The organism is Pseudomonas sp. LBUM1653, assembly GCF_059716115.1.
Map to the genome: position 1 here is coordinate 1,461,822 of NZ_CP166803.1, position 13,057 is coordinate 1,474,878.

The window sequence follows — 13,057 nt, forward strand, 5'->3', positions numbered from 1 at the left end:
TTAGGGAGAATTCCGTTCTCATGATTCGCTGTTCGCTACCTGCCGTTCTTGCCCTGTTGTTCGCAACGCCCCTGCTGGCCGCACCCGCAGGCCAACAGACGCTGTTCAACTTTGTGCGCCCCGCCGACGTGGTCCAAGTGGCAACCCAGGACGCCAGCCTGCCGCAGTCCAACGCCGAACAGACGCCCGAAGGCGAAGTGCTGCGCCGGGTGACGTTCAACCCGGTTGCCCGGCCAACCCTGCGCCTGTCCCCGCAGACCGGGGCGTGGGACTGGTCGCAGTCGGGCGTCATGAGCCTGCGGATCCAGAGCGCGATGAACTGGGCCGTGACCCTGTACGTGACGATCCAGAGCAACGACGGCAAGACATTGATCAGTCGCGTCGATCTTCCAGCCGGCCCGGCGCAGACCCTGTTAGTGCCATTGCAGCCGACTTCGTCGCTGAGCCAAGGCATGAAGGCGGGTCCGCCGATGCCGATGACGATCGACGGTCAGCGTGTGTTGCTGGCCAGCAGTGCCGGTGAGCTGAACCGTAGCCAGGTGGTGTCGGTCAGCTTGTCCATGGACCAACCGAAAGTCGCCCAGAGCATTCTGCTGGAGCGCTTTGGCGTGCAGGACGGCGAAGGGGTGACCCAAACGGTCTATGGCGGGCTGGTGGACGTTTATGGCCAATCGACCCGGGCCAAATGGCCAGAAAAGGTCAGCAGCGACGAACAATTGAAAAGCGCCGCCGCCAAGGAACAACAGCAGCTGAAAACCTGGCTGGTTGAGCGTGAAAAGTCCTCCCTGGACAAGTTCGGCGGGTGGACCAACGGGCCGACGTTCAAGGCCAGCGGCTTTTTCCGCACCGAAAAACGCGACGGCCGCTGGTACCTGGTGACGCCGCAAGGGCATCCGTTCTACTCGCTGGGGGTCAACACCGTTACGGCGGACGTTAACCAGACGTATGTTGCCGGTCGTGAATGGATGTTCGAATCCCTGCCCAAGGTTGACGAACCGCTGGCCAATCACTTCGGTGAAGGCGACAACCGCGGTGGTAACGGTGTCGATCAGGGCCGGGGCTTCAATTTTGGAAAGTGGTACGACTTCTATGGCGCCAATTTGCAGCGTCGGTACGGCGACCCTTGTGCTTTGGGTAGCAATACCAAGGCTGACGTTGCTGAAGCGGCCAAGGCCGACGCAGTAGAGGCAATGGCTGAGAAGGCTTCCGAGCCCGCCGTCGCGCCATCTACGGCCGAATCCGCCAAGGCCGGCGCCATCGATGCGACAGTGGCGAACGCTGAGTCAAAACCTGCCGAGCCGTGCAAAACGACGTTTGATGAGCAACGCTGGACCCGCCATACCCTCGATCGCCTGCAGGCCTGGGGGTTCAACACCCTCGGTAACTGGAGCGCTCCGACCCTGGTTGACGCTGAACGCGTTCCATACACCTTACCACTGTCGATCGTCGGCGATTACGCCAGCATCAGCACCGGCAGCGACTGGTGGGGCGGAATGCCCGACCCATTCGACCCGCGTTTCGCCATGGCGACCGAACGCGCCGTGGCCATTGCCGCCCGCGACCACCGCGACGATCCATGGCTGATCGGTTACTTCGCCGACAACGAACTGGCCTGGGCTGGTCCCGGCGATGACCCGAAAGCCCGTTACGCGCTCGCGTATGGCACCTTGAAAATGACCACCGACGTGCCGGCCAAGCGCGCGTTCCTCAAGCAATTGCGCGACAAATATCGCAATCAGGCGGGCTTGTCGAAAGCCTGGGGAATCGATCTGCCAGCCTGGGAACTGATGGAAGACCCAGGCTTCGTGCCGCCGTTGCCAAGCGCCGAGCACCCGGAAATCGAGGCCGACTTCAGATACTTCCAGAAGGTTTTCGCAGACACCTACTTCAAGACCATTTCCGATTCGCTCAAGTGGCACGCGCCGAACCAGCTGTTGCTCGGTGGCCGGTTTGCCGTCAGCACCCCGGAAGCCGTTGAGTCCTGTGCGCAGTACTGCGACGTCCTGAGCTTCAACATGTACACCTTGCAACCCCAGGACGGTTACGACTTCGCCAAACTGCGCAGCCTCGACAAACCGGTGTTGATCACCGAATTCAACTTCGGATCGACCGATCGCGGCCCGTTCTGGGGCGGCGTGACCCAACTGGCGAAGGAAGAAGACCGTGGCCCGGCCTACATGAACTTTCTGAAACAGGCGCTGGGCGAACCGTCGATTGTCGGCGTGCACTGGTTCCAATACCTCGACCAACCGGTGACCGGGCGCCTGCTGGATGGCGAAAATGGTCACTTTGGTCTGGTGGGGATTACCGATCAGCCGTTCCAGGGCTTTGTCGACAGCGTGCGCAAGAGCAATCTGGCGGCGCTCGATCAGTTGGGCAAAGAGGCCCAGAAGGCCGCAGGCGAGGTCGACAAAGCGAACCATGACGCCGAGGGCGGGCGAAAGGCTGAGGCCGGCAAAGGCCCGGGGAAGGGCGCTGGTGGGCATTCCGGCAAGGGTCAGTGACTCCGATTCCTGTGGGAGCGAGCCTGCTCCGGGCGGCGTTCCGACGAAGGCGTCTTCACAGGCTCTAAAAATTTCTGATCAGTTCTGCGAGTGATTGACCGCCCAGCCTGCCCCTGTTCCCAAAACCCCCAAGGGCTGGAACAATGCGGGCCACTTTACAGAACGTTTGCGGGGAGTAGCGGGTGCAGATTCAGGGTCATTACGAGCTTAAGTTCGAGGCAGTGCGTGAAGCGTTCGCGGCGCTGTTCGACGATCCTCAGGAACGTGGCGCCGCATTGTGCATCCAGATCGGCGGCGAAACCGTCGTCGATTTGTGGTCCGGCACCGCCGACAAGGATGGGGCCGAAGCCTGGCACAGCGACACCATCGCCAACCTGTTCTCTTGCACCAAGACCTTTACCGCCGTCACCGCCCTGCAACTGGTGGCCGAGGGCAAGTTGCAACTGGATGCCCCGGTGGCTCGCTACTGGCCTGAATTCGCCGCCGCCGGCAAAGAATCGGTCACTCTGCGCCAGCTGCTTTGCCATCAGGCCGGGCTGCCAGCGTTGCGCGAGTTGCTGGCCCCCGAAGCGCTGTACGACTGGCAAATCATGGTCGACGCCCTGGCCGCCGAAACACCGTGGTGGACGCCGGGTGAAGGCCACGGTTATGCGGCAATCACTTATGGCTGGCTGGTCGGCGAGCTGCTGCGCCGTGCTGACGGCCGTGGACCCGGTGAGTCCATCGTGGCGCGGGTTGCCAAGCCTTTGGGCCTGGATTTTCACGTCGGCCTGGCCGATGAAGAGTTTCATCGCGTGGCGCATATCGCCCGCGGCAAGGGCAGTGTCGGCGATGCCGCGGCCCAGCGTCTGCTGCAAGTGACCATGCGTGAGCCAACGGCCATGACCACCCGCGCTTTCACCAATCCACCCTCGGTGCTGACCAGCACCAACAAACCGGAGTGGCGGCGCATGCAGCAGCCGGCGGCCAATGGCCACGGCAATGCCCGTAGCCTGGCCGGGTTCTACGCCGGTTTGCTCGATGGCAGCCTGCTGGAAGGCGAGTTGCTCGACGAACTGACCCGCGAACACAGCCTTGGCGAGGACAAGACACTACTGACTCGAACCCGCTTCGGCCTGGGCTGCATGCTCGATCAACCGGATGTGCCCAATGCGACCTTCGGCCTGGGCGCGCGAGCGTTCGGGCATCCGGGCGCTGGCGGTTCTGTTGGTTTCGCCGACCCCGAGCATGATGTGGCGTTCGGATTTGTGACAAATACCCTGGGGCCGTACGTCTTGATGGATCCGCGCGCACAAAAGCTTGTGCGGGTACTGGCCACTTGTCTGTAAATCACGCTTAAAGGTTCCGGAGCTGGAACCCGACAGCCTTTTCAGTTTCCAAGCGTCTGTTTATGCGGGCCGATCCGGCCTGATTTTCATTACTTCATTTTTGTGGATATCCAATGTCAACCAAACCCACCCTCGCCTTGGCACTGTGCTTCGCTATTACCGGTTGCGCACAGACTCCTAAAAATGATGTAGACGGCGGCAGTTGGTGGCCGTTCGGGTCTTCCGACAAAGTCGCGACCAAGACACCGGCTCCAGCCCCGACCCCGACCCCGGCACCGCTGAAACCGGTTGCCGCGCCGGTTGCCAAGACTGAAAGTGCCAGCCCTTGGTACTGGCCGTTCGGCTCCGAGAAAGCGCTCGATAAAAAACCAGAGGTAAAGCCCGAGGCCAAACCGGTAGAAGTAGCCAAGGCCAAGGCTGAGGCCGATGCGGGTGGCAAGTGGTGGTGGCCGTTCGGCGGCAAAGAGCAGAGCACTGCCAAAGCCGTGCCGATGCCGGATCCGAAAGTCACCCAAGCCTGGCTCGACGACTACGAACCGCGTCTGCGAGCAGCGATCAAGGACAGCAACCTGCAACTCGAACGCCGTGAAAACGTATTGGTGGTGACCGCGCCGGTGGAAGGCTCGTTCAACCCGGACCGCCCGGCCATGCTGCTGCCGGTGACGCTCGGCCCGTTCACTCGTGTTGCGAAAATCCTTGAAGTCGACCCGAAGACTGCCGTGCTGGTACTCGGTCACAGCGATACTTCGGGCGCAGCGCCGGCCAACGTTAAGTTGAGCCAGGAGCGTGCGCAATCGGTGGCGGCGATCTTCCGTCTCAGCGGTCTGCAGCGTGATCGCCTGATGCTGCGCGGCATGGGTGGCGAAGCCCCGCGTGCCGCCAACGACAGCGTTGAAGGCCGTGCCTTGAACCGCCGAGTGGAGCTGTTGGTCACACCGCAAAACACCATGGTCGCGTTGCTGAGCAAGTACAATATGCCGGCCCCGGCACCTGTGCGCATGGTCGCGGCCCAGGACATCAAACCTGTGGCCAAGCCTGTGACTCCAGCACCTGCCGACGCGAAGAAAGCGGCTGCACCGGTCGCGAAAAAAGCGCCGGCCAAGAAAGCCGCCAAAGCTCCAGCCAAGAAGGCACCGGCTAAAACCGCTACGCCAGCGAAAAAGACTGCACCGGCCAAAGCTGCTGCCGACGCGCCGAAGGTCGCCGCCGATACCACAAAGAAGTGATTCGTTAACCATAAGGAATGCGCCATGACCAAGGCCCTGGCTGATATGCGCCGCGACTACACCCGTGATGGCCTGACCGAGGCGCAAGCCCCGGCCGAGCCCTTTGTGCTGTTCCACCAATGGTTTGCCGACGCGGTGAAAACCGAGCAGGCACCGGTGGAGGCTAATGCCATGACCTTGGCCACTGTCGACCAGGACGGACGGCCGCATTGCCGCATTCTGCTGCTCAAGGGCCTGGATGCGCAGGGCTTCACCTTCTTCACCAACTACGACAGCGCCAAAGGCCAGCAGCTGGTGGCGAATCCATTCGCGGCAATGACGTTTTTCTGGCCGACATTGGAGCGTCAGGTACGAATTGAAGGTCGGGTGGTGAAGGTCACTCCCGAGGAGTCCGACGCGTACTATCAGGTGCGCCCGCTGGGCAGCCGCCTCGGTGCCTGGGCTTCGCCGCAGAGCCGGGTGATAGCCGATCGCAATGAACTGGAGTCGCTGCTCAAGGATACCGAGCAACGTTTCAGCGATAGCCAACCTCACTGCCCTGAACACTGGGGCGGTTATCGCCTGCTGCCAGAGCGCATCGAGTTCTGGCAGGGCCGTCCGAGCCGTCTGCACGACCGGCTCAACTATCGTATGCAGGGCGCCAGCTGGATTCTTGAACGTCTGGCGCCTTAAGCAGTCTACCGCTCGGGATAGTCTGCCGCTGCGGCCTCAAGCCACTGCGGCAGGTCTCGACGCCTGATTTTCAGCGCCTGGGCGCTCGCCAACTGTTCGAGCATGAACGCTTTTTTCTGCTCGTCCTTGCCGGCCAGCGCCAATGCCAGGTCCCGGTCCATCCAGCGTCTGATGCGCACGTACAGCCACCCATGGAAGTACAGTCCGGCGACGGTAGTGACGACAATGATAAAGTAATCCATGTAGGTCCCTGGTCAGTGGCGCAGTCTTGCGAATAGGCCGCCACCCTGTGGTGAGTTCGTGGACGGGCCTGTACGGAGCCTGAATCGAAGCAATTTTATCCAGGCAAGGCCGTGACAGGCGTCAAGCTGCGGAGTTTAATGGTTACTTGTCCTTTGGAGTTGATGCTATGCGTAAGTCTGTTCTGCTGGTTGCTTCCTTTTCCACCATGGCGATGTTGCTCACTGGCTGCCAATCGAGCTTGACCGGTGACTCCTATTCCCGTGACGAAGCGCGTCGCGTGCAGACCATTCGCATGGGCACCATCGAAGCCCTGCGACCGGTGAAAATCGAAGGTACCAAAACGCCAATCGGCGGTGCTGCGGGTGCAGTAGTCGGCGGTGTCGGCGGCAGCGCCATCGGCGGTGGCCGCGGCAGTATCGTCGCAGCGGTCATCGGCGCAGTTGCCGGCGGGTTGCTGGGCTCGGCTACCGAAGAAGGCCTGACCCGCACCCAGGGCGTGGAAATCACCGTGCGCGAAGACGACGGCAGCATGCGCGCCTACGTGCAACAGGTTCAGGAAAACGAAGTATTCCGTGTCGGCGAGCGCGTGCGCATTGCCACGGTTGATGGCACCAGCCGCGTTTCCCACTAAGCGGGAATACGGGTAAAAGAAAACCCCGACCAGGTGACTGGATCGGGGTTTTTTTTAGCGTCGGTTTCCAGCATCAGGTTACAAATCGCTGTTCTTCAGGGCAGTTTCAATTATCTGCTCCGGTATTGGTTCGCGAGCGTTTCCCCCATCACCAAAAAACTCACTGGGCCAGAAAAAAAGCTCGGAAATACGAGCATCTGGAATATTGAGTGCCAATATTTCCAGCCAGAAGTCGGTGGCGTGTTCCGGGCTATCGGCATTCATGACTCTTCGAGCCATTTCGATCAGTTCAGTTTGGGAGATGTCCTTCAGGCGTCGTACATAGGGCCCCGCCAGGATCTGGCGAACCCATGTGTCATGATCTTGGGTTCCTTGAAAGTCGAGAAAGGTTAGATCGGTCATGGCCTCTCGATTGAACTCAACCAACTGATTCCTGGTTCGATCCTGATCTGCGCCATCAATTTCGGCAGCAAGGTCTGCAAGACGAGCAACTTTGGTTTCGCAAAGATGCGGGGGCATTAGTTCCTGACGAAGCGCCATAACCCTCTCCAAAATTACTGAATTCGACCCTGCTTGCATAAGGCAAAAGGCACGAGTTAGAAATCGTAAAGTTATCGAGAAAGGCTTGGAGATTTATGCAGGCTGCATCCGTAAAGATCGTAGGAAAAGTCCGGCAGCTCTGTGCGTCATGTGTAGGAGCGAGCTTGCTCGCGATGGACGTCAACGATGACGCGGGGTGTCAGGTTTCCAGCGTTATCGTTAACGACCATCGCGAGCATGCTCGCTCCTACGAAGATTTCCGGGATTGGAAGTTGTTGCGCCGTCCGGGGCTATGCCGGCTGTAGCACAGCCTTGCGACTCGCCGCCGCCGTCACCGCATAGCCAATCAATGCTGCCAGAATCGAGCCGGTCAGAATCCCCATCCGGTCCATGCCCGCGTAGTCACTGACGCCCGGTTCAAAGGCCAGCGAACCGACGAACAGGCTCATGGTGAAGCCGATGCCGCAGAGAATCGCCACACCCAGCACCTGGCCCCAATTGGCACCCTGGGGCAGGGCTGCGATGCCGGTTTTCACCGCCAGCCAGGTCAGGCCGTACACGCCGACGGTCTTGCCCAGCAGCAGGCCGATCGCAATGCCCATTGGCACGTCATGGGTGAAGCTCTCGGCGGTCACGCCAATCAGGGACAGGCCGGCGTTGGCGAAGGCGAACAGCGGCAGGATGCCGTAGGCCACCCACGGATGCAGCGCGTGTTCCAGTGTCAGCAGGGGCGACGGTTCGGCGTTTTTCGTGCGCAACGGGATGCAGAAAGCCAGGGTCACGCCCGCCAGCGTGGCATGCACACCGCTCTTGAGTACGCAGACCCAGAGGATCAGGCCAATGATCATGTACGGTCCGAGCTTCACCACGCCGAGCCGGTTCATTCCGATCAGCGCCGCGATGCAGGCTGCGGCCAGTGCCAGGGACAGGGTCGACAGTTCGCCGGAATAGAAAATCGCGATGATGACGATGGCGCCGAGGTCGTCGATGATCGCCAGGGTCATCAGGAACAACTTCAGCGACACCGGCACGCGTTTGCCCAACAGCGCCAGTACACCGAGCGCGAAAGCGATGTCGGTGGCAGTCGGGATCGCCCAGCCGTTCAGGGCCGGTGGGTTGTCACGGTTGAGGAACCAGTAGATCAGCGCTGGCACTACCATGCCGCCAATGGCGGCCGCACCGGGCAGGACGATCTGCGAAGGCTTGGACAGTTGCCCGTCGAGGACCTCGCGCTTGACCTCCAGCCCGATCAACAGGAAGAACATCGCCATCAGCCCGTCGTTGATCCACAGCAGCAGCGGCTTGGCGATTTTCAGCGCGCCGACCTGAGCGACGACGGGGGTTTCCAGCAGGCCGTTGTAAAGCCACGACAGCGGGGAGTTGTTGATGATCAACGCGAGGATAGCCGCGGCGATCAGTAACAGACCGCTGGCAGCTTCCAGCTGAAAGAAACGCGTGAACGTGCTACGCAGAGGCAAAGTCGCTCTCCATCGATAAAGTCAAAAGGTGGCACACCCTAACCCGTACCGTTAGTTGTTAAAACAAAAGTTATATTCTTTTTTGTTATATGTCGTAACAGCGCGATTCTGCGGCAAGGACCTGAGCCTAGCAGTTACCGGACGTATTGGAACTCAGCTGTATCTGTGCTGGATGTAGGATTTTTCCTAAGCTTGAGGTTGAGGCTTGTGACAACGCCGCCTATTGCCTGATCCATCGAGATAACCACCATGAGCGACAACCGACAGTGGTCCCGCGAAGCCATCCGGATCATCGAAGCCGATTTCCAGCGCAGCGCCGACACTCACCTGATTCCTTTGCCCCTGCCAGGCTTTCCAGGCATCGAGTTGTACTTCAAGGATGAGTCGAGCCATCCCACCGGCAGCCTGAAACATCGCCTGGCACGGTCGCTGTTCCTGTATGCGCTGTGCAATGGCTGGCTCAAGCCCGGTGCGCCGGTGATCGAGGCGTCCAGCGGTTCGACGGCGATTTCCGAGGCGTACTTCGCGCGTTTGCTGGGGGTGCCGTTCATTGCCGTGGTGCCGGCCAGCACGTCGAGGGAGAAGATTGCGCAAATCGCTTTCTATGGCGGGCAGACGCATCTGGTCGCGGACCCGACGCAGATTTACGCCGAGTCCGAACGCCTGGCACGTGAACACGACGGGCACTTCATCGACCAGTTCACCTACGCCGAGCGTGCGACCGACTGGCGAGCGAACAACAACATCGCCGAATCGATCTTCCAGCAGATGCGCTTCGAAAAGCACCCGGAGCCGAGCTGGCTGGTGTCCAGTCCCGGCACCGGGGGCACGACGGCGACCCTGGGGCGTTACGTGCGTTATCGCCAGCACGCCACCCGCGTGTTGTGTGCCGATGCCGAACGCTCGGTGTTTTTCGATTATTACCAGACCGGCGATGCCAGCCTGCGCCTGGACCACGGTTCGCGGGTCGAAGGCATTGGGCGGCCCCGGGTGGAAGCGTCATTCCTGCCCAAGGTCATCGATGCGATGGTCAAGGTGCCGGACGCGTTGTCGCTGGCAGCCATGCATTACCTCGCCGAACGTCTGGGGCGTCATGTCGGCGGATCGAGCGGGACCAACCTGATCGGCGCCTTGATGGCAGCGCAGCAGATGGCGGCGGCGGGGGAGGAGGGGTCGATCGTGGCGATTCTGTGCGACAGCGGCGAGCGTTATGCCACGACGTATTACGATCAGGCGTGGCTCAAGGCCGAGGGGTTTGAGTTGAGCGGGTTGATCGATGCGGTGGCAGCGACGGTCGAGCGCGGCGAGCCGCTGCCGGCTTCGGTGTTGCGCGCCAATATCTAAGATCTTTCAGACGCCGGAGACCACTGTGGGAGCGAGCTTGCTCGCGATGGCGGCATCACATTCAACACAGATGTTGATTGATCTACCGCATCGCGAGCAAGCTCGCTCCCACAGGGATTTGTGCTGTTTCAGAAGTTCTGTATCAGGCTTCGAGGCCGAGAATATCGCGGGCCACAGCTTCCGCAATGCGAATGCCATCCACACCCGCCGACAAAATCCCGCCCGCATAACCCGCGCCTTCACCGGCCGGGAACAAGCCCTTGACGTTCAGGCTCTGCATCGACTCGTTGCGGGTGATGCGCAGCGGCGACGAAGTGCGGGTTTCGATCCCGGTCAACACGGCATCGTGCAGCGAGTAACCGCGAATCTGTTTCTCGAATGCCGGCAAGGCTTCGCGAATCGCTTCGATGGCGAAGGCCGGTAAGGCCAGCGCCAGGTCACCCAGGGCAACGCCCGGCTTGTAGGACGGTTCAACGCTGCCCAACTCGGTGGACGGCTTGCCGGCGATAAAGTCGCCGACCAGTTGCGCCGGTGCTTCGTAGTTGCTGCCACCGAGCACAAAGGCGTGGGATTCCAGGCGTTCCTGCAACTCGATACCGGCCAACGGCCCGCCCGGGTAATCGACTTCCGGGGTAATCCCGACAACGATCCCGGAGTTGGCATTGCGCTCGTTACGCGAGTACTGGCTCATGCCATTGGTGACCACGCGGTTTGGCTCGGATGTCGCCGCGACCACCGTGCCGCCTGGGCACATGCAGAAGCTGTAGACGGAACGGCCATTCTTGGCGTGGTGCACCAGTTTGTAGTCGGCGGCGCCGAGTTTCGGGTGGCCGGCGTACTTGCCCAGGCGCGCCCGGTCGATCAGCGACTGCGGGTGCTCGATGCGGAAACCTACCGAGAACGGCTTGGCTTCCATGAACACGCCACGGCCGTGCAGCATGCGGAAGGTGTCCCGGGCGCTGTGGCCGAGGGCCAGGATCACGTGTTTCGAGTGGATTTGCTCGCCACCGTTGAGTTCGACGCCAACCAGTTGGCCGTCCTCGATCAGCACGTCGGTAACCCGCTGCTGGAAGCGCACTTCGCCGCCCATGGCGCGAATCTGCTCACGCATGTTTTCCACAACGCCAGTCAGACGGAACGTGCCGATGTGCGGTTTGCTAACGTAGAGAATTTCTTCCGGTGCACCGGCCTTGACGAATTCATGCAGGACCTTGCGCCCGATGAACTTCGGATCCTTGATCTGGCTGTAGAGCTTGCCGTCGGAGAATGTCCCGGCGCCGCCCTCGCCGAATTGCACGTTGGACTCGGGGTTGAGCACGCTTTTACGCCACAGGCCCCAGGTGTCCTTGGTGCGCTGGCGCACTTCGGTGCCGCGCTCGAGGATGATCGGCTTGAAGCCCATTTGCGCCAGCAGCAGCCCGGCGAAAATCCCGCACGGACCGAACCCGACGACGATCGGGCGCGCGCTCAGATCGGCCGGCGCCTGGCCGACCATTTTGTAGCTGACATCCGGTGCCACGTTGACGTTACGGTCATCGGCGAACTTGTGCAGCACCGCCGCCTCATCGCGAACATTGAGGTCGATGGTGTAGATGAAGCACAGTTCGGAGGACTTTTTACGCGCATCGTAGCTGCGCTTGAACAAGGTGAAGTCGAGCAAGTCATCGCTGGCGATGCCCAGGCGCTGCAGGATGGCAGGGCGCAGGTCTTCATCGGGATGGTCGATCGGCAACTTGAGTTCGGTGATTCGTAACATGGCAGGATCCGGTTCGCGGGGCGCACAACTGCGCCAGGGCGTTTGAAACCGGCGATTATAAGCCCCAAAGGCGCAGGCCCGTGAGGCTTAAACGATCAGTCGTCGCGCGATCCGCCGAAATACCCGCAACCGCGCTGTACCTTGCCATCGATGCGCAGTTCGGCACTCATGTGCTGCAGGCTCCCCGTGCTGTTGTCGATACAGCGTTGTGGTGCGACCCACAGTTCGATGTGCTGGTTATTGGCTTCGGTGCTGAGGTTGAAGCGGCCTTCGCCCAACTGCTCTTCGACGTAGGGCACCGCCAACGGCGCCTGGCCGACGCGTTCGAGGACCATGCCTTTGCCGGTGACTCTCACGCTCCACTCGGGGGCATGGCCGGCGGCGCGCAGGATCAGCTTTTTGAAGTCGGGATCGGCACAGGCATTGCCCGAACGCTCGACGCGGTACAGCTGTTCGACGTCCAGTTGCCCGTCGCCGGAACCGGAAACGATCCGCCCGCGCACATCGGCAAACAGTTTGCCCTGGGCATCGGCCAGGCTCGCGGCCTGTTGCAGGACGCTGGTACCGCCCGTGTCGTTGACCACATAACGTTTCTGCTCGCCGCATGGCTGGAACAACAGCTTGCCGTCGGCTGCGCTCAACTGGCCCTGCATGCGGGTCTGGCCTACGTGGGAAGCGCTTTCACGCGAGCCATCGAACAACTGACAGGCGGCGAACAGCGGAAGAAGGGCAACGAGGACTAAGGAACGGGCAGCACGCATCTTGGGGTCTCCTGACAAGTGCCGCCACGTTACTCAGCCTGACCGTTCATCACAACCCATGAGTAGGACTTGCATTGGAAACGACGCCGCGCAAGAAACATTCAGCTGTACTTGAATCACCAAGGCGAAAGGAATTTGGTCGTAACCTTGTCGGTCTTTTTGATGCAGGAGGTGTTATGAGGGGCTCAGGCAAGCTGATTCTTGTGGCATTGGGAATGATGGCAGCGATGCAATGCCTGGCGGCAGACATCGCTTTTACGTCCAGGTCGGACTTTAGCGCCATCAACCTGGAGCTTAAACGGATCGATGATCATAATCCGCAATCCATTGGCCTCAACGTCATGCTTAGCCCCGATGCGCAACGCCGTCTGGAACAGGTAACGCGTCAGGAAATGCATCAGCCGTTGCGGCTGTCCATCAACGGCATTCTGGTGTCGACCGCGACGGTTCAATCGGTGATCAAAGGTCCCGGTCTGATGATATCCGTACCGCGCGAGATAGCCGGCAATCTGCTGCCCACCCTGTTGGAGGCTCCGGCATCCTGATGCGGCGCTGAGTCAGCGCCCCACCTTGA

12 protein-coding genes are annotated in these 13,057 nt (G+C 60.8%); 7 read left to right on the plus strand and 5 right to left on the minus strand.

Annotated features, from left to right (window positions below):
• The first annotated feature begins 20 nt into the window (after positions 1-20).
• From ACA054_RS06605 to pdxH, 4 genes are all read left to right on the plus strand, one after another.
• Positions 21-2,504, plus strand: a complete 2,484-nt coding sequence (locus ACA054_RS06605; RefSeq protein WP_497688681.1) for a beta-galactosidase — start codon at positions 21-23, stop codon at positions 2,502-2,504.
• Positions 2,505-2,686: 182 nt separating this feature from the next.
• Positions 2,687-3,832, plus strand: a complete 1,146-nt coding sequence (locus ACA054_RS06610; protein WP_497688682.1) for a serine hydrolase domain-containing protein — start codon at positions 2,687-2,689, stop codon at positions 3,830-3,832.
• Positions 3,833-3,945: 113 nt separating this feature from the next.
• Positions 3,946-5,058, plus strand: a complete 1,113-nt coding sequence (locus tag ACA054_RS06615) for an OmpA family protein (protein ID WP_497688683.1) — start codon at positions 3,946-3,948, stop codon at positions 5,056-5,058.
• A gap of 24 nt (positions 5,059-5,082) precedes the next feature.
• Entirely contained in the window at positions 5,083-5,730 is a 648-nt protein-coding gene (gene pdxH / locus ACA054_RS06620; protein WP_497688684.1) for a pyridoxamine 5'-phosphate oxidase, read from the plus strand.
• A gap of 5 nt (positions 5,731-5,735) precedes the next feature.
• Here pdxH and ACA054_RS06625 read toward each other — a convergent pair whose 3' ends face one another.
• On the minus strand, positions 5,736-5,972 hold the full coding sequence (locus ACA054_RS06625; protein WP_497688685.1) for a hypothetical protein: 237 nt from the start codon (positions 5,970-5,972) through the stop codon (positions 5,736-5,738).
• Between the two features lie 167 nt (positions 5,973-6,139).
• Between ACA054_RS06625 and ACA054_RS06630 the strand changes: the two genes are divergently transcribed.
• Entirely contained in the window at positions 6,140-6,604 is a 465-nt protein-coding gene (locus tag ACA054_RS06630; protein WP_020798113.1) for an outer membrane lipoprotein, read from the plus strand.
• Positions 6,605-6,682: 78 nt separating this feature from the next.
• Here the strand turns inward: ACA054_RS06630 and ACA054_RS06635 are convergent, their stop codons facing one another.
• Entirely contained in the window at positions 6,683-7,144 is a 462-nt protein-coding gene (locus ACA054_RS06635; protein ID WP_497688686.1) for a hypothetical protein, read from the minus strand.
• Between the two features lie 290 nt (positions 7,145-7,434).
• Positions 7,435-8,622: a Na+/H+ antiporter NhaA gene (gene nhaA / locus ACA054_RS06640; RefSeq protein WP_497688687.1), complete on the minus strand. Its 1,188-nt coding sequence runs from the start codon at positions 8,620-8,622 to the stop codon at positions 7,435-7,437.
• A 249-nt stretch (positions 8,623-8,871) separates the two neighbouring features.
• On the opposite strand from nhaA, the gene ACA054_RS06645 reads away from it, so the two are divergent.
• Positions 8,872-9,966: a PLP-dependent cysteine synthase family protein gene (locus ACA054_RS06645; RefSeq protein WP_497688688.1), complete on the plus strand. Its 1,095-nt coding sequence runs from the start codon at positions 8,872-8,874 to the stop codon at positions 9,964-9,966.
• A 142-nt stretch (positions 9,967-10,108) separates the two neighbouring features.
• Here the strand turns inward: ACA054_RS06645 and ACA054_RS06650 are convergent, their stop codons facing one another.
• Complete coding sequence (locus tag ACA054_RS06650; RefSeq protein ID WP_497688689.1) at positions 10,109-11,722, minus strand: NAD(P)/FAD-dependent oxidoreductase; 1,614 nt, start codon at positions 11,720-11,722, stop codon at positions 10,109-10,111.
• 95 nt (positions 11,723-11,817) lie between these two features.
• Complete coding sequence (locus ACA054_RS06655; protein WP_497688690.1) at positions 11,818-12,483, minus strand: COG3650 family protein; 666 nt, start codon at positions 12,481-12,483, stop codon at positions 11,818-11,820.
• A 74-nt stretch (positions 12,484-12,557) separates the two neighbouring features.
• Here ACA054_RS06655 and ACA054_RS06660 point away from each other — a divergent pair, with 74 nt between their 5' ends.
• Positions 12,558-13,028, plus strand: a complete 471-nt coding sequence (locus ACA054_RS06660) for a hypothetical protein (protein WP_497688691.1) — start codon at positions 12,558-12,560, stop codon at positions 13,026-13,028.
• Positions 13,029-13,057: the final 29 nt, after the last annotated feature.